Annotated in this window: 19 protein-coding genes; 8 read left to right on the plus strand and 11 right to left on the minus strand. The window is 65.8% G+C overall.

Annotation, left to right across the window (positions count from 1 at the left end; all coding sequences use genetic code 11):
* Positions 1-95: 95 nt before the first annotated feature.
* The 6 genes from ASR47_RS18805 to ASR47_RS18830 are packed head-to-tail and all read left to right on the plus strand — an operon-like array spanning position 96 to position 4,687.
* Positions 96-833, plus strand: a complete 738-nt coding sequence (locus ASR47_RS18805) for a GNAT family N-acetyltransferase (protein WP_065309564.1) — start codon at positions 96-98, stop codon at positions 831-833.
* Complete coding sequence (locus ASR47_RS18810; protein WP_065309330.1) at positions 820-1,077, plus strand: acyl carrier protein; 258 nt, start codon at positions 820-822, stop codon at positions 1,075-1,077. Before ASR47_RS18805 ends, ASR47_RS18810 begins: the two co-directional genes overlap by 14 nt.
* Positions 1,077-1,934 (plus strand): hydrolase 2, exosortase A system-associated, encoded by an 858-nt coding sequence (locus ASR47_RS18815; RefSeq protein WP_065309331.1) that lies wholly within the window; start codon positions 1,077-1,079, stop codon positions 1,932-1,934. The genes ASR47_RS18810 and ASR47_RS18815 overlap by 1 nt, the downstream gene beginning before the upstream one ends.
* On the plus strand, positions 1,924-2,775 hold the full coding sequence (locus ASR47_RS18820) for a hydrolase 1, exosortase A system-associated (RefSeq protein ID WP_065309332.1): 852 nt from the start codon (positions 1,924-1,926) through the stop codon (positions 2,773-2,775). The genes ASR47_RS18815 and ASR47_RS18820 overlap by 11 nt, the downstream gene beginning before the upstream one ends.
* Positions 2,772-4,040: a glycosyltransferase gene (locus ASR47_RS18825; protein WP_065309333.1), complete on the plus strand. Its 1,269-nt coding sequence runs from the start codon at positions 2,772-2,774 to the stop codon at positions 4,038-4,040. Before ASR47_RS18820 ends, ASR47_RS18825 begins: the two co-directional genes overlap by 4 nt.
* A complete protein-coding gene (locus ASR47_RS18830) occupies positions 4,037-4,687 on the plus strand; it encodes an ABC transporter permease (protein WP_174551164.1) in 651 nt (216 codons plus the stop codon). The genes ASR47_RS18825 and ASR47_RS18830 overlap by 4 nt, the downstream gene beginning before the upstream one ends.
* On the opposite strand, the gene ASR47_RS18835 is transcribed toward ASR47_RS18830, so the two are convergent.
* From ASR47_RS18835 to ASR47_RS18845, 3 genes are all read right to left on the minus strand, one after another.
* Positions 4,674-5,411 (minus strand): hypothetical protein, encoded by a 738-nt coding sequence (locus ASR47_RS18835; RefSeq protein WP_065309334.1) that lies wholly within the window; start codon positions 5,409-5,411, stop codon positions 4,674-4,676. The two genes, ASR47_RS18830 and ASR47_RS18835, sit on opposite strands and share 14 nt — an antisense overlap.
* Positions 5,408-6,631, minus strand: coding sequence for a formate-dependent phosphoribosylglycinamide formyltransferase (gene purT, locus ASR47_RS18840; RefSeq protein ID WP_082989033.1), 1,224 nt, complete (start codon positions 6,629-6,631; stop codon positions 5,408-5,410). Before purT ends, ASR47_RS18835 begins: the two co-directional genes overlap by 4 nt.
* Before the next feature lie 246 nt (positions 6,632-6,877).
* A complete protein-coding gene (locus tag ASR47_RS18845; RefSeq protein ID WP_065309335.1) occupies positions 6,878-7,771 on the minus strand; it encodes a LysR family transcriptional regulator in 894 nt (297 codons plus the stop codon).
* 117 nt (positions 7,772-7,888) lie between these two features.
* On the opposite strand from ASR47_RS18845, the gene ASR47_RS18850 reads away from it, so the two are divergent.
* A complete protein-coding gene (locus ASR47_RS18850; protein WP_065309336.1) occupies positions 7,889-9,385 on the plus strand; it encodes an MFS transporter in 1,497 nt (498 codons plus the stop codon).
* Here the strand turns inward: ASR47_RS18850 and ASR47_RS18855 are convergent.
* Entirely contained in the window at positions 9,367-9,906 is a 540-nt protein-coding gene (locus ASR47_RS18855; RefSeq protein ID WP_082989034.1) for a CPBP family glutamic-type intramembrane protease, read from the minus strand. The two genes, ASR47_RS18850 and ASR47_RS18855, sit on opposite strands and share 19 nt — an antisense overlap.
* Positions 9,907-9,984: 78 nt before the next feature.
* Positions 9,985-11,565 (minus strand): methyl-accepting chemotaxis protein, encoded by a 1,581-nt coding sequence (locus ASR47_RS18860; RefSeq protein ID WP_065309338.1) that lies wholly within the window; start codon positions 11,563-11,565, stop codon positions 9,985-9,987.
* A 442-nt stretch (positions 11,566-12,007) separates the two neighbouring features.
* Between ASR47_RS18860 and lpxO the strand changes: the two genes are divergently transcribed.
* Positions 12,008-12,907 (plus strand): lipid A hydroxylase LpxO, encoded by a 900-nt coding sequence (lpxO, locus tag ASR47_RS18865; protein ID WP_065309339.1) that lies wholly within the window; start codon positions 12,008-12,010, stop codon positions 12,905-12,907.
* 54 nt (positions 12,908-12,961) lie between these two features.
* On the opposite strand, the gene ASR47_RS18870 is transcribed toward lpxO, so the two are convergent.
* The 6 genes from ASR47_RS18870 to ASR47_RS18895 form a co-directional block, all read right to left on the minus strand.
* Complete coding sequence (locus ASR47_RS18870) at positions 12,962-13,531, minus strand: DUF1439 domain-containing protein (RefSeq protein ID WP_065309340.1); 570 nt, start codon at positions 13,529-13,531, stop codon at positions 12,962-12,964.
* A gap of 225 nt (positions 13,532-13,756) precedes the next feature.
* Entirely contained in the window at positions 13,757-14,698 is a 942-nt protein-coding gene (locus ASR47_RS18875) for a hypothetical protein (RefSeq protein ID WP_065309341.1), read from the minus strand.
* 37 nt (positions 14,699-14,735) lie between these two features.
* A complete protein-coding gene (locus ASR47_RS18880) occupies positions 14,736-15,179 on the minus strand; it encodes a hemerythrin domain-containing protein (RefSeq protein ID WP_065309342.1) in 444 nt (147 codons plus the stop codon).
* Between the two features lie 101 nt (positions 15,180-15,280).
* Positions 15,281-16,636, minus strand: coding sequence for a PEP-CTERM-box response regulator transcription factor (gene prsR, locus ASR47_RS18885; protein ID WP_065309343.1), 1,356 nt, complete (start codon positions 16,634-16,636; stop codon positions 15,281-15,283).
* 33 nt (positions 16,637-16,669) lie between these two features.
* Positions 16,670-18,727 (minus strand): XrtA/PEP-CTERM system histidine kinase PrsK, encoded by a 2,058-nt coding sequence (gene prsK, locus ASR47_RS18890; protein WP_082989035.1) that lies wholly within the window; start codon positions 18,725-18,727, stop codon positions 16,670-16,672.
* On the minus strand, positions 18,724-20,112 hold the full coding sequence (locus tag ASR47_RS18895; protein WP_065309344.1) for a TIGR03013 family XrtA/PEP-CTERM system glycosyltransferase: 1,389 nt from the start codon (positions 20,110-20,112) through the stop codon (positions 18,724-18,726). The genes prsK and ASR47_RS18895 overlap by 4 nt, the downstream gene beginning before the upstream one ends.
* Positions 20,113-20,117 lie beyond the last annotated feature (5 nt).

Below are 20,117 nucleotides of genomic sequence, written 5' to 3' on the forward strand. Positions count from 1 at the left end.
CGCGGCGGCCCAACTTGAGGCGGCGCAATACTCCGGCGCGCCGCTGCGCTCTAATGGACAACGTTGGCTGCAAAGCCGCCCCATCCGCATCCGCCATGGCCAGCTCCACACAATTTCTCCGCCGTATCGCCGCCACCGTCCGCCAGCTGGGCTGGATTGACGGCGCCTGGCATATGGCTGCGCGCCTGTTGCAGGCTGTCACGAAAGGACGCTGCGCGCTGCACCGCTACCAGTTCGTGGCACAGCCGGTGGCGCCCGGCTCGCTGTGCCACGGTCGCGGCAAGGCCATTGCCATCACGCCCTGCCTGGCCGCCGAGTCGCTGCCGCCCGGCCCCGCCCGGCCATACGCGGTGCTGCAGGAACGCTATCGCCAGGGCGCGCAATGCCTGGTGGCGCGGATCAGGCCGGCCAATGACCAGGATCAAGCGATGGCTGGCTGGCTGTGGATGCTGCGCGGCGCCTGCCAGGAAGACGAGGTGCGCGCGCGCTATGTGCTGGCGCCCGAACTGTCGTGGGATCTCGACGTGTGGGTACACCCGCAGCAGCGCGGCGCGCTGGTGTTTGCCCGCCTGTGGGAAGAAGCCAACGCCGTGCTGCATGCCCAGGGCGTGCGCTGGTCGTGCAGCCGCATCTCGCGCTTCAATCCCGGCTCGCTCACGGCCCATGCGCGCCTGGGCGCCGTCAACATGGGCCGCGCCACGTTCGTTCGCTGCGGCCGCTGGCAGTGGATGCTCGCCAGCCTGCCGCCGTATCTCCATCTGTCACGCCACCCCGCCAGTTTCCCGCAATTTCATTTCAATACCCTGCCCAGGAGCCGCCATGCCGCCACTTGACACCATCACCGCCATCCTGCGCGCCGCGCTGGGCCTGGGCGCGCAGCCGCTGGCCCGCGACACGCCGCTGCTGGGCAGCTTGCCGGAGCTCGATTCGATGGCCGTGATCGGCGTGATCGCCGCGCTCGAAGACCATTTCGGCTTTACCATCGAGGACGACGACATCCACGCGCGCCACTTCGCCACCGTCGGCAGCTTGCAGGCGTTTGTCGACGCCAAGCTGGCGCAAGCGGACTTGCGCTGATGCGGGGCGTCACCACCGGCCTGCTGCCCTTCTTTTTGCCGGCCCAAGGCGGCCAGCGCTATTGCCTGCTGCACCTGCCGGCGCCGGGCCAGCCGGCGCGCGGCGGCATTGTCTACATCCACCCGTTTGCGGAGGAACTCAACAAATGCCGCCATGTGGCCGCCGTGCAGGCGCGCGCCTTTGCCGCCGCCGGCTACAGCGTGCTGCAGCTGGACCTGTACGGCTGCGGCGACAGCAGCGGCGACTTCGGCGACGCGCGCTGGACCATCTGGCGCAACGACCTGCACCTGGCCTGCGCCTGGCTGGCGCAGCGCGTCGACGGTCCCTTGTCCTTATGGGGCTTGCGCCTGGGCGCGCTGCTGGCGCTGGAACTGGCCGCGCATGCGCCGCTGCCGTTCGCGCGTTTGCTGCTGTGGCAGCCGGAACTCGATGGCCGGCGCGCCATCGACCGCTTCCTGCGCCTGCGCCTCGCCGGCCGCATGCTGGCCGGCGAAGCCGAAGCGGCAGGCCATGCGCGCGCCGAACTGGCGGCCGGGCGCGCCGTCGAAGTGGCCGGCTATCTGCTGGCGCCGGAACTGGCGCAGGCGATCGACAAGATGGCGGCGGCCAGCTTGCGCCCGTCGATACCGGTCTGCTGGCTCGAATATGTGGCCGGCGACGCCTCGGCGTTGCCGGTACCGGCCGCCAGGCTGGCAGCGCAATGGCGCGGCGAGGGCGTGGCGCTGCACCTCGCCGGCTTTGGCGACGGCGCCTTCTGGAGCAGCGCGGAGTTGCTCGAATGCCCGCAATTGCTGGAAGCGACCGCCAGCGTCTGTCACGACTGGCTCGATCAAGGAGGCCATCCGCATGCACGCTGAACTGTCGCCGCTCACCGAAGTACATCAGCTGGCGCTGCGCTTTCGCTGCGCCGGCGCGCGCCTGGTCGGCATCCTGACCATGCCGCGTGCGCCAGGGCCGCGCGGCGTGCTGATCGTCACGGGCGGGCCGCAGTACCGTGCCGGCAGCCACCGCCAGTTCGTGCTGCTGGCGCGCTTTCTGGCAGCGCGCGGCATGGCCGTGATGCGCTTCGACTACCGCGGCATGGGTGACAGCGAGGGCGCACCGCGCGACTACCGCAGTGTCGACGCCGATATCGGCGCCGCGCTGGCGCAGTTTTTCGCCGCCGTGCCGGCCCTGCGCGAGGTGGTGCTGTGGGGCTTGTGCGACGGCGCCACGGCCGCCGCCTGCCATGCGCCGCGCGACCCGCGCATCAGCGGCCTGATCCTGCTCAACCCCTGGGTGCGCAGCCCGGCGGTGCTGGCGCGCGCCACCTTGCTGCACTATTATCTGCCACGCCTGCTGCAAAAGAACTTCTGGCGCAAGCTCGCCGGCGGCGGGGTGCGGATCGCTGACAGCCTGGCCGCGCTGCGCCAGGTGGCCGCCGACAGCCAGCACGCGCAAGAAGAGCCGGAAGCGCCGGCCGCCCTGCTGTTCCAGGCGCTGCGCGGCTTTCGCGGCAGGGTGCTGCTGATCCTGAGCGGCGACGACCTGGGCGCGCGCGAATGGACCACCCTGATGGCGCGCGACCGCGCCTGGCGCGAACTGGGCGCCAGCCGCAGCTGGCGCCACGAGGAAGTGGCCGGCGCCAGCCATACCTTTTCCAGCGCCCAGGCGCGCGCGCAAGTTGAGCGCCTGTGCGCCGACTGGATCGCTTCATGAACGCCATGCCGCCGCCGCGCCGCGTGCTGATGGTCGCCTACCATTTTCCGCCGCTGCAGGGCGGCAGCGGCGTACTGCGCACCCAGAGCTTCGCGCGCTACCTGCCCGAAGCGGGCTGGCAGCCGCTGGTGCTGACGGCCAGCGCGCGCGCCCATGTCCACATCAACCAGCAAGACCCGGGCGATGGCGCGCTGACGGTGCGGCGCAGCGCCGCGCTCGACGCGGCGCGCCACCTGTCGCTGCGCGGGCGCTATCCGGCCTGCCTGGCCCTGCCCGACCGCTGGAGTTCCTGGTGGCTCAGCGCGGTGCCGGCCGGCCTGGCCATGATACGGCGCTACCGGCCCGACGCGATCTGGTCCACCTACCCGATCGCCACCGCCCATCTGATCGGCCTCACCCTGCACAAGCTCACTGGCCTGCCGTGGATCGCCGACCAGCGCGACCCGATGCTCGATGACAGCGACCCGCAGGCGCCGTATCCGGCCAATGTCCGGCTGCACCGCCTGCACGGCTGGATCGAGCAGCGCATCGCGGCGCGCAGCGCGGCCATCGTCTGCACCACGCCGGGCGCCATCGCCGCGCACCGCCGGCGCCTGGCGCAGGTCGAGGCCGGCCGTTTTTGCCTGATCGAAAACGGCTACGACGACGCCGGCTTCGGCCACGCCGCCGCACCGCAAGGCCACCGCAGCCGCTTCCTGCTGCTCCATAGCGGCGTGATCTATCCGTCCGAGCGCGACCCGCAGGCGCTGTTCGCCGCGCTGGGCCGGCTGCGCCAGGGCGGCGTGCTCGCTGCACACAACTTCCAGCTGCTGCTGCGCGCCACCGGCCACGATGACTGGCTCTCCGGCCTGCTGGCCAAATACGGCATCGCCGACCTGGTCACTCTGGCGCCCTTGCTGCCGCACCAGCAGGCGCTGCGCGAAATGCAGTCGGCCGACGGCCTGCTGCTGCTGCAGGCGGCCAATTGCAATGATCAGATCCCCGCCAAGCTGTACGAATACCTGCGCTGCCGCCGGCCGGTGCTGGCCCTGACCGACCTGGCCGGCGACAGCGCGGCCAAGCTGCGCCTGTGCGGCATCGACACCATCGGCCAGCTGGCGTCCACCAGCGACTGCGCGCGGGCGCTGCTGCGCTTCCTGGAACTGGCGCGCCAGGGCCGCGCGCCGCTGGCCAGCCAGGGCGCCATCGCGCTGCAGTCGCGCCAGGCCCGCAGCCACGCGCTGGCCGAGCTGCTCGACCAGGTCACTTACCGGAGTCCATCATGAAAACCCTGCTGATGTTTTGCGCCTGCGCCTGCGTGGCCGCCAGCGCCGCCGCGCAGTCGGCCTGCCCGCCATATGTGAAACACGATCCGGGCGGCGACTATACCAATGCGGACGACCGCGCCGGCCTGGCGGTGGTCGAGCAATACCATTTTTCGCGCAATGTGGAAACCCTGAAACAGGGCATGACGGGCAGCCTCGGCGGCGACATCAGCTACACGCTGGAGCACTTCCCCAACCATCACAAGGCGCTGGCCGCGATGGCCAAGCTGGGCCTGCGCGACAAGCGCGTGCAGCCGGTCGGCGCGCGCTATACCGTCAGCTGCTATTTCGAGCGCGCCATCGCCTATGCGCCGCACGACACGACGGCGCGCATGGTGTTCGGCAACTACCTGCTGGCCAACAAGCAGGATGCGGCGGCGCTGGAGCAGTTGCAGGAAGCGGCGCGGCGCCAGCCGCAGCATGCCACCTTGCAGTACAACCTGGGGCTGCTGTATGTGAAACGCAAGGACTACGCGCAGGCGCGCGAGCACGCCGCCAGGGCCTACGCCCTGGGCTTCCCTTTGCCGGGATTGAAAAACCAGCTGAAAAAAGCCGGCCAGTGGCAGGAGCCACCGGCCCAGGCGAAAGATACCGCTACGGCAGAATGACGGCCGGCCGCCGCGCCACGCTCAGGCGCCCGGTCGGCGACGCCGCCAGCGCCGTAGACAGCGCCGCGCGCGCCCCGGCGCGGTTTTCAGCTTCGCCAATATAGTTCAGCTCCGCCGGCTGCAGCACGGTGGCCGTCAGCATCATCACCGGCCCATAAGGCGTCTCGAACGCAGCGGGAATGGTCGGCGCCGCCGCGTCGATCAGCACGCCCACCTGTTCGTTCTCGTCTTCCAGTCCTTCGGGCGGGGCTTGCAGGTCGAGCGCCATCGACACGCTGCCGTGGCGCTCGACCAGCAAATCGATCGAGCCGTGGTCGGCCACGTTCTGGCTCAGCTGATACACCAGGTCGAACAGCCACGAGCCGGCGATATCGCCCTCGTCGAAGCTGGCCAGCGGCGCTTCCACGCACACCTCCACCAGATAGCCGCGCGGCTCGAACAGATCGTCGTCATCCTCGAACGGGTCGCTCAGGCCATCGCTGGCGATAATGATGGAATTGGGCCGGCGGATCACGCGCCAGGCCTGGCGCAGCGACGGCCAGCGCGGCCCGCCCATGAACGAAGGATTGACCAGCGGCGCCAGCACATCGCCATCGATGGCGCCCAGGCTGGCGTAAAAGGCGTCGCGCGCGGCGCAGGCCCTGGCCAGCATCTGTGCGCCGGCTTCCTTGCCGACTACCGCGTGTTCCGACGGTGCTACATGGGGCATATCTTCTTCGCTCATTTTTTCTCCACGGGTTGGACTTTCGACGCCGCCAGCACGGCGCGCTGGCGTGCGGTATCGGTATCGTCGGCGGTGGCCAGCGCCACGCCCATGCGGCGGCGCGCGAACGATTCGGGCTTGCCGAACAGGCGCAGGTCGGTGCCTGGCACGCGCAAGGCATCGGCCACGCCCTCGAACGCGATGCCCTTCGCTTCGAGCTGGCCGTAGATCACGGCCGAGGCGCCCGGCGAGCGCAGCGCCACATTGACGGGCAGTCCCAGAATGGCTTTTGCGTGCAGCTCGAATTCGCTCTGCACCTGGCTGGCCATGGTGACCATGCCGGTATCGTGCGGGCGCGGACTCACTTCCGAGAACCACACCATGTCGTCCTTGACGAACAGCTCCACGCCGAACAGGCCCAGGCCGCCGAGATCATCGGTCACCTTGCGCGCGATCTCGCGCGAGCGTTCCAGCGCCAGCGGCGCCATGCGCGCCGGCTGCCACGATTCCACATAATCGCCCTGTACCTGCAAGTGGCCGATCGGCTCGCAAAACTGCGTCTCGACCTGGCCGGACGCGCCGATGGCGCGCACCGTCAACAAGGTGATTTCGTAGTCAAAATCGATAAAGCCTTCGACAATCACGCGCCCCGTATCGACCCGGCTGCCGCTGGCCGCATAGGCCCAGGCGTTTTCCACGTCCTGCGCGCCATCGAGCTTGGACTGGCCCTTGCCCGACGACGACATCACCGGCTTGACGACGCAGGGAAAACCGATCTCCTGGCAGGCGAGCTGCAGTTCCCGCAAGCTGCTGGCAAAGCGGTAGGGCGACGTCGCCACGCCAAGTTTTTCGGCCGCCAGGCGCCGTATGCCCTCGCGGTTCATCGTCAGCTGCGCCGCGCGCGCGGTCGGAATGCAGGTAATCTGCCCCGCCGCTTCCAGCGCCGCCAGGGTATCGGTGGCGATCGCCTCGATTTCAGGCACGATCAGGTCCGGCTTTTCGAGGGTGATCAACGCCGCCAGCGCCACCCCGTCGCTCATGTCGAGCACATGCGAACGATGCGCCACAGGATGGCCGGGCGCGTTCGGATAGCGGTCGACCGCGATCACCTCCACGCCGAGGCGCTGCAAGGCAATGATCACCTCCTTGCCCAGTTCACCGGAACCGAGCAGCATGACCTTGATGGCGGTGGAAGACAAAGGCGTACCGAAAGTGCGGGGCGTACTGAAAGCGTTGGTCATGGGCAGGAGTGTGTGAGCGTAAGGAAAGATGGCTGGAACTATAACAAATGCAGGCGTGCTTTGACAGCGCGCACGCCAGACAGTCGCCACCCCAGAGCATGAAAACCTTAAAATTTCGATGCGGCCCAAGTCAGGGAGACAGGCTCCCGGGCCAAGCGGGCCTGAAAAATGCCGAGGGCAAGGCGCGGCGACGCGGACAGTACGCATGGTCGGCAAGGAAGCCGCAAGGCCGCCATCGGCATTTTCTCAGGCCCGCGTCTCCGGCCCGCCATTCCCAAGCCTTTCAACCAGAAAATCGATAAAGACGCGCAGCCGGGAAGGCAGATGGCTGCTGCTCGGCCACAGCAACCAGAAACTCGCCTCGTCCTGCGTATATTCATCAAGCAAACCAGCCAACTGCCCTGCCGCCAGCTCCCGCTCAACAGTAAATGCCGGCAAATAAGCAATCCCAGCGCCCTGCACAGCCAGAAACACCCGCATCTCCACGCTATTGCACACCATGCCATTCACCGATAAAACCTCATCCGCCGCCAGGGGCCAGCGCTCCAACCTGCCCGTAGCAGGAAACCGGTAATGCAACTGCGCATGCCCAGCCAACTGCGCCGGCGTGGTGGGAGTTCCCTGCCGCGCCAAATAAGACGGCGCCGCCACCAGCAAGCGCCGAAAACCGCACAGGCGCCGGCGCGTCAGGCCGGAATCCTCCAACGCACCGGTGCGCACCACTGCGTCATAGCCATCGCTGATGACATTGACCAGGCCATCCGAAAAATCCAGGTCCAGTTCGATGGCAGGATACGCCCGCATAAACGACAACATCACCTCATGAAACAGCCCGCTGTAGCGCGGCAGGCTGATGCGCAGCCGTCCGCTGGGGCCTTTGCTTGAGGCACTGAGCTCCTGCTCGGCCGCTTCCACTTCCGCCAGGATGCGCCGGCAGCGCACCAAAAACTGTTCCCCTTCCGCCGTCAGCGACAAATGCCGCGTGCTGCGCCGGAACAAGCGCGCGCCCAGCCGCGCCTCCATCCGCGCCACGCTCTTGCCCACCGCCGAGGAAGACAGCCCCAGCTGGCGCGCGGTGGCCGAAAAACTGCCGCTGTCGGCCACCTGCACGAACATGGCAATACTACCCAGGCTATCCATTTGCTTCCCTCGTGACTCATGCAAGACATATTTGTCCGCTGTGTTCGTCAGTCTAGCCTATTTTTCCACAATGGCCCGGCCACCATACTCGTCCTTCCCTCACTCGAACGCCTTGCCATGCATATCACTTTGAAGCCTTCCACCCACTGGACCCTAGCCGTGCAAGTGCTGGCCGCCTGCCTGACCGGCCTGCTGATTCCGCTCTCCTTTACCGGTCCCGCCGTGGCGCTGCCCGCCCTGAGCAAGCTGGCAGGCGCCAGCCCAGCGGCCCTGAACTGGGTGCTGAACGCCTACATCCTCAGCTACGGCAGCGCCATGATGGTGGCCGGCAGCCTGACGGACCTGCTGGGCAGGCGCCGCGTGTGGCTATCGGGCCTGGGCGTGTTCTGCCTGGCCACGCTGGCCATCGCTTGCGCCTGGTCCGTACCCTTGATCGGCCTGCTGCGCTTCGTGCAGGGCCTCGGTGGTGCGGCCGCGTTTGCCGCCGCCATGTCCTCACTGTCGCCGCTGTTCCAGGGCGCGGCGCGCAACCGGGTCATGAGTTTGCTGGGCACAACCTTTGGCGTGGGCCTGGCTTTCGGGCCATTGGCGGCCGGCGCCATGCTGGCTGTTGCCGACTGGCCGGCCATTTTTCATGCCACCGCCACGCTCGGCGTGCTGGGACTGCTGCTGGCCGGCGCCAGTGTACCGCGCGACCCGGCGCACCCCAGTGGCCGGCTGGACTGGCCCGGCGCCCTCACCTTCAGCGGTGCGTTGGGCCTGCTGACGGTGGCGCTGCTGCTGGCGCCCGAACATGGCTGGCGCAGTCCGGCCGTCATCTGGCCGGCGCTGGCCGCGCTGCTGCTATTGCTGGCGTTCATCCACATCGAAAAAAGCACGGCGCAGCCCTTGCTGGACCTGTCGCTGTTCCGCCAGCGCCGCTTTGTCGGCGTGCAGGTGCTGGCCGCCTCGCCCGCTTTCCTGTTCATCGTGCTGATCGTCATGCTGCCCGGGCGTTTTATCGGTGTCGACAACATGGCGCCGCTGGCGGCCGGGCGCCTGATGATGGCCTTGGCCGCGCCGCTGTTGCTGGTGCCTGTGCTGGCCAGCATGCTGCTGCGCTGGTGCAGCGCGTCACTGCTGTGCGCGGCGGGCTTGCTGCTGGCCGCCCTGGGCCTGGCCTGGCTGGCCATGGCCGGTGCGGCAACGCCCTGGGCGCTGCTGCTGATCGGCACGGGCATCGGCTTGCCATGGGGCCTGATGGACGCCATGGCCCTTGATGTGGTGGAAGCGGATCGGGCCGGCATGGCGACCGGCATCTTCAATACGGTGCGCGTGTCGGCCGATGGCGTGGCGCTGGCGGTGGCCGGCGCCGTGATGGCTGGCCTGATCGGCATTAGCCTGGCCGCTACGCTGCCGGCAAGCCTGCCTTTGGCGCAAGCGGCCAGCCGCGCCGCGCTGGGCGATTTGCACCAGGCCGCGCAACTGCTGCCTTTCAACATGGAACTGCTGCGCGCCAGTTATGACGTGGCGTTCCGTCACTTATTGCTGCTGTTGTCGGCGCTGGCGGTGGCGACCGCGCTGCTGCTGGTGTATCTGCTGCGCAAGGAGCGCCCTCAGGCGTCAATGCCGTAGGCGACGGCGATCAAGAGCAGGCAATTGTTGAAAGCGCGCGCCAGCGCGGTGGTGGTGTAGGCCGGCGCCACGCCGGGCGCGCGGTAGCGCAGATAGACCAGGCTGAACATGGCGCCCGAGCCAAGCGCGACGATCGCATGCAGCAAGCCGCCGCTCAGATAATGGACGATGCCCCACAGAATGGAACCGATAAAGATGCTGACTGGCTCGCTGACGCGGAAACGCCGCAAAATTTCCAGCGGCAGCAGCTGGCCGAGGAAGGTTTCAAGGATGGGCGAATAAATAAGCACCCAGAACAGCAGCAGCGGCAAGGACATTTCTCGCTGGAAGCGCGCCAGGCCCGTGTGTGCGCCCCAGTATTGCGGCGGCAGCAAGGCCTTGGCGGCGGCCAGGATGGCAAAGCTGATGATGCAGGTGAGCACGGCCCAGCCCATGGCACCGAGAATATTGCGCAGCACCGGCACGCGGGCCTTCAAGAAGAAGTCCGGGCTGTCCACATCGTGACTCCTATGCGGCTGCATATGCGATTCCTGGGGGCGCTGGTCCGACTTCCATTGTAGCGCCTAAAACAGGACTTGCACGTCCGGCACGATGTTTGGCTAGGCAGCCAGCAGCAACGGCTGCTTGTGCGCCTGGGCCAGCTTGAAGATGCCCACTTCCTGCTCCAGCTGTTCCGCTTGCTGTTGCAGCTGCACGGCGGCGGCGGCCGCGTGCTCGACCAGCGCCGCATTCTGCTGCGTCACCTTGTCCATGTCGACGATGGCGCGGTTGATCTGCTCGATGCCGGCGCCCTGCTCCTGGGTGGCGTGGCTGATCTCGGCCATGATGCCGGTCACGCGGCCGATGCCGGCCACCACATCGTGCATGGTGGCGCCGGCTTTTTCGACCAGCATGGTGCCGGTGCCGACCCGGCTGACCGAATCGTGTATCAATGCCTTGATCTCGTGCGCGGCGGCGGCCGAGCGCTGGGCCAGGCTGCGCACTTCGGTGGCGACCACCGCGAAGCCGCGGCCCTGCTCGCCGGCGCGCGCCGCTTCGACGGCGGCGTTGAGCGCCAGGATATTGGTCTGGAAAGCGATGCCGTCGATCACGCCGATAATGTCGACTATCTTGTTCGATGATTCATTGATCAGGCCCATGGTCAGCACCACCTCGGCCACCGCCTTGCCGCCCTGCTCCGACACTTCCGACGCAACGCGCGCCAGGTGATTGGCCTGCTGGGCGTTTTCGGCATTCTGGCGCACGGTGGCGATCAGCTGCTCCATCGAAGAGGCAACTTCCTCCAGCGAGCCGGCCTGCTGCTCGGTACGCTGCGACAGGTCGCGGTTGCCGGATGCGATGTCGGTCGATGCCGCCGTGATGTTTTCCGTACCCAGGCGCACTTTGCCGACGATGGCCGACAGATTGTCGCGCATGGTTTTCATGGCGAACAGCATGCTGCTGTCGTCGCCCGGACGGGTGAGCACCTCGATCGCCAGCTCGCCATGGGCGATACGGTCGGCAATCGCCGCCGCATAGTCAGGCTCGCCGCCCAGCTGGCGCAGCAGGCGGCGCGTGATGACGGTGGCCACCGCCACGCAAACGAGCACGCTGATGGCCGCCAGCACGGCGATCCAGCGTACCGACTGGCCATAGATGGCGTGCGCCGCTTCGCTGGCAACTACCGACTCGCGCTGCACCGATTTCAATACGGTATCGATATCGGCCACGATCCGGCGCCGCAAGGGGCTGCAGTCATTGACCAGGAAAGCGCCGTATTCTTCCATCTTGCCTGCCTCTCGCAACTGGCGCGGGCGCAGCAGCTCCTGCGCCATGGCGTTCAGGCCGACGCTGACCTTGTCGAACTGGGGATCGCCCTTGAACACGGGCGCCAGTTTTGCCAGCGCATCGAGATACAGCGCCTTTTGCTGGTCGAGGATGGCCAGCTCGCTGGTGGCGGCCGCGTCATCGCGGAAGATATAGGCATTGCGCGCGGCCAGGCCCGTCTGGTCGAGCGCTTCGCGCGCCACATACAAGGGCTCGAGTTTTTGCTGCTGCACGGTTTCCTGCGCGCGCATGGCGTTCGAGATGGCGCCTATGCGCAGCAAGGCGAAGGCGGCCAGCACCAGCATCAGCACCACCAGGGCGGCAAAGCCCAGGGTCAGGCGCATGCCGATGGTCAGACTACGTTGTGACTTCATGATTAATCCTGTTGCTGTAATGAACATGCGTGCCGGACACGGCGGCTCGATACGGTAGGTAGTACGGGAGTGGCGGCATCCTGTATCAGGATGCCGGCCTGTGACTGGCGTTTTTTGGGCTGTCGGAGAGCGTGCTGCGGGAGTGGCGCGGGTGTGGGTGTGGGCCGGCGTTTTTCCTAAGAGTGAGACTATAACGCATGAGAAACAAAAAAAGATTTTCAGAAACTTAATTTTGATGCTTAAAAGCACTTAATATTTGCTTTAAAGCAAATTTTTCACAGGTATTTTGCCATAATGTGCGCCAGTTAACGTAACTGGGCCTGGCCGCCGCACACGCCAGCGGCGTTCAAGCATCCGGCTGCGCCATCGCCATGAGCCCCCTGCCGGAAGCGGCGCGCATTAACTGGTTATAATTGCCCATTCTTTCAAATCGAGGTTGTATATGAAGTGGGCCTTGCTGGGCATTTTTGTGTTTTCTGTTTTACATATCCATTTTCGGGGCAAGGTGCGCCTGCCGTTCAGGCGCCAGATTTTCGACCACTCCTCGTTCATGGCGCCGCTGAACCTGTTCATGCACACGTTTTCGAAAGTGCCGGCCACGCCCTACCTGGCCGTGTCCGACTTTCCCGAACTGGCGCCACTGCAGCAGAACTGGCACATCATTCGCGACGAGGCGCTGCGCCTGCAGGAACTGAAAAAGATCAAGGCGGCGGAAAAGAACGACGATGTCGGCTTCAATTCCTTCTTTAAATATGGCTGGAAGCGCTTCTATCTGAAATGGTATGACGCCAGCCATCCGTCGGCGCAGCAGATGTGCCCGCAAACCTATGCGCTGCTGCAATCGATTCCGTCGATCAAGGCGGCGATGTTTGCCGAGTTGCCCACCGGCGGCAAGCTCAACCCGCACCGCGACCCGTTCGCCGGCTCGCTGCGCTACCACCTGGGCCTGCAAACGCCGAACGACGACCGCTGCTTTATCGACGTCGATGGCGAACGCCACAGCTGGCGCGACGGCCAGGCCGTGATGTTCGACGAAACCTATATCCACTGGGCGCGCAACGACGCCGACAGCGACCGCATCATCCTGTTCTGCGATATCGAGCGTCCGATGCGTTTCCGCTGGGCACAGGCGCTGAACCGCTGGCTGGGCCGCACCCTGATGACGGCCGCCGCTTCGCCCAACGAACTGGGCGACCAGGCCGGCGGCATCAGCAAGCTGTTCCGTATTTCCTGGGCCATGGGCCAGTACCGCCGCCGCTTCAAGGCCTGGAGCAAGCCGGCCTACAACCTGGCGCGCATCGCGCTGGTGGTGGCGGTGATCGCCCTGATCTATTACATCTGACAAGCTTGCGCTGCATACCTGAAACCGCCTGCGGGCGGTTTTTTCATGGGCGTCCTACTTTACCGGTTCAAACGACACCACCAGCCCGCTGGCGGTGGTGCGCAATAGCGTCGGCACGAACTGCACGCCGGCATAGCGCAAGTCCTCCGGCTTGAAGGTATAGATCGGCGTCTCATGCATCAGCTGGTCGGCCAGCAGGCTGGCCACCTTGGCAAACTGCCGCTGCTGCGCCTCATCCATGCCGTCGATCGTGAGCTTGTCCACGCTGGCATCAAACAGGTAGACGGCGTTGCGCTGCACATCGAGCCGCAGCCGGCCCGACATGGCCAGGTTGCCGCGCCATTGCTGGCGCAGGAAAGGCGGCGTGACGGCCGCGTCGACCGACAGCGCCACGCGCTCGCGCTCGGGCTGCAAGGACAATTGCGGGTTGGTCGCCCTGACGTCGATCAGCGACAGCACCCGCTTGTCGATCGGAAAGCGGCGCTCCAGGCCCTGCTGCATCTTGGCCAGCGACACCGTCACGTCGCGCGGTCCGATCAGCGTCGAGCACGAGGCCAGCATGGTGCAGGCAGCGGCGGCGATGGCGGCGGTTTTCAGGAAGCAGCGCTTGGAGGTGGCAGTCATGGAAGTTCTCGAAAAATAAGTCCGGCTATCTTACACAGCCGATTGAGCCAGCACAAAACAAATCAGGCGCAGGCCTTGCGGGCTGCGCCTGATGGTTCATCGTCTCCGCCAGGCGGAAACGTTTAATGGACGAAGATGGCGATCAGGATCACGATCGGCAGCGGGATGCCCAGCAACAGCAAGAGGATGGAACGCATGGAGTTTCTCCTGAAATAAGGTCGTCAATCAAATCGTCACGTGGCGCAGTACGCGCTCGTGGTCACGCTGGCGGCCGCCAAAGGTTGCGGCAAGCGCGGCAACAAAGGCGCCCAGCAACAGGGCAACGAACATCCACAGGGCGCTCTTGGCGCCAGCCTTGCGGGCAGCGTCCGCCACTTCCTTGGCTTTCGCCTTGGCGTCGGCGGCGGCCTTGGTGGCGCGGGCGTAGACGGCGTCGACGCGCGCTTCGGCTTCAGCCTGGGTGGCGCCGGTGCGCCTGGCAACCATCTGCGCCAGGTAGACGCGGTCATCGGCGGCCAGGCTGCCATTCGACATGCTCGACGCGAAGATGCGGCCGATCTCGACGCGCTGGTCGGCGGCGTTGACATGTGCGTCGGTCACCGGCATGGCCGGCGCGCCGGCGGCGGCTGGCGCCGGCGCTGAACGCATCAGCATGTCCGAAAAATAGTCGAGTGGATGCACCGCGCCGCTGGTGCCTTCGCTGGCGTTGCCTGCCGCCGCACCGGCGCCGGCCGCCGCCGCTGGCGCAACCGCCGCCGCCACGCCCGTGCCCGCGTCGATGGCGCCGCTCAGCACGGCGCGCGTGCCGCCGGCCAGCATGGCCACCGTCACCAGGGTTGCCACGGCCCAGGCCAGCAGGCCGTGGGCGGTGTCGCGGAAATGCACTTCATCAGTATGCACCGAGCTCCACTTGACGCGCAGGCGGCCGGCCATGTAGCCGCCGATGCCGGACGCGGCCAGCTGCATGAACGCCAGCCAGGCAATGGCCGATACGCCCAGCGCCGTGCCGTTGAACGACCACGGCGAGGCCGACGACAGGCCCAGGCCCACGCCGAGGATCAGCAGGATGAACGACAAGGCGGCCGCCGCGGCGGCGCCGGCAAACACGGCGCCCCAGGAGACGCCAGCTTGATTCAGGTCCGGGACGGACAATTGCGTAGTTTGCATGATGTTTCCCTGTTATCAAATATTGTAGGTCAGCGCGTCACGCTTTCGCGCCGGCCAGCTGTTCCTTGCGGGCGGCCATCTGCTCGCCCAGCGCGTCGAGGTCGACGGCGCTCTTGCGCACCTTGGGAAACATGTCGCCCTCTTCTTCCTTGACGTGGTGTTCGATCTGCTCGGACAGCACGGTGACCTTGGCGTCGTACAGGTCTTCGGTGGGGTCCATGGCCAGGATCTGCGCGATCAGTTCCTTGGCGCTGGCGTGTTCGACGACCGCCTCGTCCATCAGGTCGCCATCGTGGATGGGGCGGCGCACGGCCGGATAGAAGATTTCTTCTTCCAGTTGCGTGTGCACAGTCAGTTCGTGGCAGATCTGCTCGGCCAGTTTTTTCTTGGTTGCAAACGAACGATCGCTCAAGCCTTCGTACTGGGCAAACAGCGCCTTGACGTCCTTGTGGTCCTTCATTAATAAGCTGATTGCGTTCATGACGCCTCCTTGTAGTTGATGAGGACAAGGATGCCGCGCCACGCCGCGAGCGTATGTGCGACGTCATACAGAAGGTTGTATTTGATACAGGTCGGAAACCGCTACTTGATGCCGTGGTGATTCATCAGGTCGTACAGGGTGGGCCGGCTGACGCCCAGCAGTTCGGCCGCCTTGACGATATTGCCGTCGGAGCGCGCCAGCGCGCGCACCATCACCTTGTATTCGGCCGCGTCGCGCGCCTGGCGCAGGTTGACGCTCTCTTCCTGCGGCACGGCGTGGGCGTGGTCCGGCAGGCCCAGGTCGTCCACCGTGATCTGCGGGCCGTCGCACATGATGACGGCGCGCTTGATGCAATTTTCCACCTCGCGCACATTGCCGGGCCAGTCGTATGATTCGATCGCCTGCAATGCGTCATTACTGAAATGCAGGCTGGCGCGCCCTTCGCTGGCGCAGAATTTGTTCTTGAAATGATGGGCCAGCAAGGCGCAGTCGCCGGCCCGTTCGCGCAGCGGCGGAATGCGCAGCACGATCTCGCTGAGCCGGTAATACAGGTCTTCGCGGAAACGTCCCTGGCCGGCCAGCGCTTTCAGGTCCTGGTGGGTGGCGCAGACGATGCGCACGTCGACGGCGATCTCGCCGCGTCCGCCGACCCGTTCGATCACGCGCTCCTGCAGGAAGCGCAGCAGTTTGGCCTGCAGCGCCATCGGCATGTCGCCGATTTCATCGAGAAAAAACGTGCCGCCGTGGGCCAGTTCGATCTTGCCCAGGGTTTGCCGGGCCGCGCCCGTAAACGCACCGCGCTCGTAGCCGAACAGTTCGCTTTCGAGCAGGTTTTCGGGAATCGCCGCGCAGTTGATGGCGACAAAACGCTGGCCGCTGCGGCTGCTGAGCGCATGCAGGCCGCGCGCGATCAGCTCCTTGCCGCTGCCCGAGTCCCCAAGCAGCATCACGCTGGCCGACGAGGGCGCCACTTTTTCCACGCTGCGGCACAGCTTGAGCATGCCGGCATCGCGGCTGACGATGCCGGCCAGCGGCGAGTCGCGCTGGGTTTGCAGCATGCGGCGGTTTTCCTGCTGCATCGCGTGCAAATAAAAGGCGCGCGCGATCACCAGGCCCAGCATGTCGGCGTCGAACGGTTTCTGGTGAAAATCATAGGCGCCCAGCGCGATCGCCTTTAATGCATGGGCGCGCTCCTGGTTTCCCGACAGCACGATCACCTTGGTGTCGGGCGCCAGCGCCAGGATTTGCTGCAAGGTGGCCAGCCCTTCGGTGGCGCCGTCCGGATCGGGCGGCAGGCCCAGATCCATGGTCACGACGGCCGGCAGGTGGCGCCGCACTTGCGCCAGCGCCGCCTCGCGCTCGCCCGCCAGCAGCACCTCGTAGCCGTCAAAGCTCCATTGCAACTGCTTTTGCAGGCCGGGATCGTCCTCGATCACCAGCAGTTTCTGCTTGCCCATGCGCTTTCCTTTGTACTGGGAGTGTATTTCCGTTCAGGCCGGATGCAAGGGCAGGATCACGCGAAACGTGGTGCCCACCTGCGGCTCGCTGCGCACTTCCAGGCTGCCGCCCACTTCGCGGATATATTCACGGCTTTCGAACACGCCGATGCCCATGCCGGCCGTCTTGGTGGTGTCGAACGGTTTGAACAGGCGCTCGCGGATGAATTGCTCGCTCATGCCGGCGCCCGTATCGTTCAGCTCGACCACCGCCGTGCGCAGTTCGCGGCGCAGGCGCACGGCCACCTGGCCGCTGCTGGCGGTGGCCTCGACGGCGTTCTGGATCAGGTGGCCCAGCACGCGTTCGAGGCGGGCGCGATTGGCCAGCACCGTCAGTTCGCCGTCGACAATTTCCAGCTGCGGCTTTGGTTCCAGGCTGGCCTTGGCCGCCACCGCCTGCCGCAGCAAGCCGTCGAGCTGCAACGGTGACGCCGCATCCGGGGTTTCGCCGCGCGCCAGCTTTTGCAGCAAAGTCTTCATTTTTTGCACGGAATGGTCGAGCGTGGCCAGCATGTCCTGCTGGAAGGCGGGATTGGCGCGGTGCTTTTCGGCGTTACTCAGCAGCAGCGACAATTGAAACACCAGGTTCTTCAGGTCGTGCACGATAAAGGTCGACATGCGGTTGAACGATTCAAACTGGCGCGACACCATCAGGGAATCGAGCGATTCGCGATGCGCCAGGTAGCTGGCGGCCTGGCTGCCGGCAATTTTCAGCACATCGCGAATTTCCCAGTTCAGGCCGATGCGCGCGCGCGGCCGCGCCAGCGCCACGAAGCCGAACAGCTTTCCATGCAGCATCAACGGCACCAGCAGCCAGATGGCGGGCAGCGCCAGCAGCGCCGGCGGTAATACCAGGCCGCCGTAATGCTGCGGCAGGTGGTTGCCATCGGCCACCTCGATCACCCATTGCCGCGCTTTCAGGAAGCGGCACAAGGGGCCATCAGCAGGCACGGCCGGTAGCTGCGGCGGCCAGTTCCAGCCGGCCACCGGCGTCAATACGCCGGCCTCGCGCGCGATCCACAGCCCGCCGGCCGGGCTTTCCACCAGCTGCGCCACGGCCTGTATGGTGCGCTCGCCCAGCGCCGGGCCATCTTCGGACAAGGCGCGCGTAAAGCGCAGCCATTCTTCGCGGTAATCGAAACTGGCCTGGTAAAAATGCTTGTTGATGAAGACCTTGAGCCTGGCGCGCAAGGCGCCAGAAAACAGCACGCCGGCCAGCAGCAGCATGGCGCCGCCCAGGTAGGCCATCTGCATCAGGGAACCCCAGGCGCCGCCGAAATAGCGCAGATAATAGGCGCTGGCCGCCATCGCCAGCAGGTAGATGGCCGAACCGAGCAGAGCCGCCGAGCGGAACAACATCTGGCGCGACACCGACAAGCCCAGCGCCCAGCCCGGATTGCGCGCGGCCGATACACCCAGGAGCGGCGCGCACAGCGCATCGACGACGCCGCGCGCGGCCCAGATATCGTCATTGATTTCGCGAAACAGCAGCGCGTCGCTGTACAGGTAAAAATCATAGGCAAACAGGCCGCCCGCGCCCAGGCACGCAAACTTGATGCCCCAGCGCTTGAGCGGCGGCGTGTTGCGGTACCACTGTTCCACCAGCAGCATGCCGAGCACCGCCAGCAGCAAGCGGCAGGCGATCGCCGCAGTACGGGCAAAGGCAGCCTGTTCTGCGCCCAGCTGCGGCAAGACCGACCACCACAGCACCATGGCGATCGCCGCCACGCCAGCACCGCCGGCCACCAGCGCCAGCAAACGCGCGCGCGAGGGCGCGATCAGCAGCAGCAGGAACACCAGCCAGCCCAGGGTGCGCAGCAATTCCAGCCCATCGCCAGCGAGCGACCAGCGCCGCCCCAGCAGCACCAGCATCACGATGCCGGTGGCCCATAGCCCAGTCACCAGGCAGGCGGCCAGCAAGGCGCGCGCATGGCGGCGTGCGCGCCAGTTGCTGATCAATAAAAGGGAGAGCAGGAAAAACGCCAGCGAAGCGACCGCATGGCTGAGCGCGGCCGCGTCGGCCACGGCCAGCAAGACCGGTGCTGGATTCACCGGCTCCCCTTGCCAAACAGAACCACCTGCACAGTTTCCAGCAAGATCAGCAGGTCGAGGAACAGGCTGTTGTTTTTCACATAATACAGATCGTATTGCAACTTCTTGACGGCGTCGTCGACCGAGGCGCCGTACTGGTAGCGCACCTGCGCCAGGCCCGTGATGCCGGGCTTGATGCTGTGGCGAATATCGTAATACGGCACCTGCGCATTGAGCTGATCGACAAAAAATGCACGCTCCGGGCGTGGCCCCACAAAACTCATTTCGCCGCGAAACACATTGAGCATCTGCGGCAATTCGTCGATGCGCAGCTTGCGTATCCAGTGGCCAACTCGCGTCACGCGGCTGTCATTGGCCTGGGCCCAGGTCGGCGTGCCGTCGCGCTCGGCGTCGCAGCGCATGCTGCGAAATTTCAGCACGCTGAAGGGCGCGCCATCGCGCCCGACCCTTTCCTGCTCGTAAAACACCGGGCCGCCGTCTTCCAGGCGGATGCACAGCATGGTCAGCAGCATCAGCGGCAGCGAAGCGACGAAAATGGTGGCGCTGGCGGCCAGGTCGAACAATCGCTTGGAGGCGGCGCGGAAAAAACTCTGGTCGAAACCGCCGCCATAGATCAGATAGCTGGGCTGCAGGGAATCGATGCGGATCTGGCAGGTTTCGCGCTCGAAGAACGTGGCCGCGTCGATCACGCGCACGCCGCCGAGCGCACATTCGAGCAGCTGGCGCGCGGGGAAGGCGCCGTTGCGGCGATCGGTGACGGAGACCACGATTTCATGGGCGTCGTAGCGCCGGGCCATGGCCAGCAGCGACAGGCCGGCCGGCAGCATCGACGAGGCCGGCACGCAGCATTGCTCGCCCGGCACATTGATGCAGCCCACCACCGTGAATTGATGAAAGCCGATCTTGCTGGCCGCCAGGTCCATGCATTCCCTGGCCAGCGCGCCGCCGCCGACCAGAATCAGCCGGCCTTCCATCAGCGCCGACTGCGACGACTTGAACACCACCAGCCGCGCCAGCAGCACGCCGATGGCGCCCAGACCGAAGATGATCACGCTGCCGCGCCCGAAATGCAGCGACGGCACGAAACGCACCAGCAGGCTGAGCACGGCGAAACCGAGCGCAAAGGCCGGCAGGATGCGCAGCAGGGTGTTGCGAATATCCTCGCGCGAGCGATGCTGGTACATGCCCAGCGCACTCATCGACAACACGATCACCAGCGCGAAGATCGACGAGGCCAGGTAGACCTCGCCCGCGCGCAGCATGCCACGGCTGTCGGCCAGTCCGATCAGGGAGGTAAACGTCGCTGAAAACAGCAGTATCAAAATTTCCAGCAACAGCAATACAAACGCTGTTTTTGAGACGTAATGGCTGAATATGCGGATCATCGCTC

The sequence above is a fragment of the Janthinobacterium psychrotolerans genome, from assembly GCF_001677885.1.
GTDB classification, from domain to species: Bacteria; Pseudomonadota; Gammaproteobacteria; order Burkholderiales; family Burkholderiaceae_D; genus Janthinobacterium; species Janthinobacterium psychrotolerans.

Coding starts and splice junctions, on each gene's coding strand:
- ASR47_RS18850 (WP_065309336.1), top strand. CDS start 7,889: ATGCATATCACTTTGAAGCCTTCCACCCACTGGACCCTAGCCGTGCAA.
- ASR47_RS18845 (WP_065309335.1), bottom strand. CDS start 7,771: ATGGATAGCCTGGGTAGTATTGCCATGTTCGTGCAGGTGGCCGACAGC.
- ASR47_RS18895 (WP_065309344.1), bottom strand. CDS start 20,112: ATGATCCGCATATTCAGCCATTACGTCTCAAAAACAGCGTTTGTATTG.
- purT (WP_082989033.1), bottom strand. CDS start 6,631: ATGACCAACGCTTTCAGTACGCCCCGCACTTTCGGTACGCCTTTGTCT.
- ASR47_RS18825 (WP_065309333.1), top strand. CDS start 2,772: ATGAACGCCATGCCGCCGCCGCGCCGCGTGCTGATGGTCGCCTACCAT.
- ASR47_RS18875 (WP_065309341.1), bottom strand. CDS start 14,698: ATGCAAACTACGCAATTGTCCGTCCCGGACCTGAATCAAGCTGGCGTC.
- ASR47_RS18820 (WP_065309332.1), top strand. CDS start 1,924: ATGCACGCTGAACTGTCGCCGCTCACCGAAGTACATCAGCTGGCGCTG.
- prsR (WP_065309343.1), bottom strand. CDS start 16,636: ATGGGCAAGCAGAAACTGCTGGTGATCGAGGACGATCCCGGCCTGCAA.
- ASR47_RS18815 (WP_065309331.1), top strand. CDS start 1,077: ATGCGGGGCGTCACCACCGGCCTGCTGCCCTTCTTTTTGCCGGCCCAA.
- lpxO (WP_065309339.1), top strand. CDS start 12,008: ATGAAGTGGGCCTTGCTGGGCATTTTTGTGTTTTCTGTTTTACATATC.
- ASR47_RS18805 (WP_065309564.1), top strand. CDS start 96: ATGGCCAGCTCCACACAATTTCTCCGCCGTATCGCCGCCACCGTCCGC.
- ASR47_RS18855 (WP_082989034.1), bottom strand. CDS start 9,906: ATGCAGCCGCATAGGAGTCACGATGTGGACAGCCCGGACTTCTTCTTG.
- ASR47_RS18810 (WP_065309330.1), top strand. CDS start 820: ATGCCGCCACTTGACACCATCACCGCCATCCTGCGCGCCGCGCTGGGC.
- ASR47_RS18835 (WP_065309334.1), bottom strand. CDS start 5,411: ATGAGCGAAGAAGATATGCCCCATGTAGCACCGTCGGAACACGCGGTA.
- ASR47_RS18870 (WP_065309340.1), bottom strand. CDS start 13,531: ATGACTGCCACCTCCAAGCGCTGCTTCCTGAAAACCGCCGCCATCGCC.
- ASR47_RS18880 (WP_065309342.1), bottom strand. CDS start 15,179: ATGAACGCAATCAGCTTATTAATGAAGGACCACAAGGACGTCAAGGCG.
- ASR47_RS18830 (WP_174551164.1), top strand. CDS start 4,037: ATGAAAACCCTGCTGATGTTTTGCGCCTGCGCCTGCGTGGCCGCCAGC.
- ASR47_RS18860 (WP_065309338.1), bottom strand. CDS start 11,565: ATGAAGTCACAACGTAGTCTGACCATCGGCATGCGCCTGACCCTGGGC.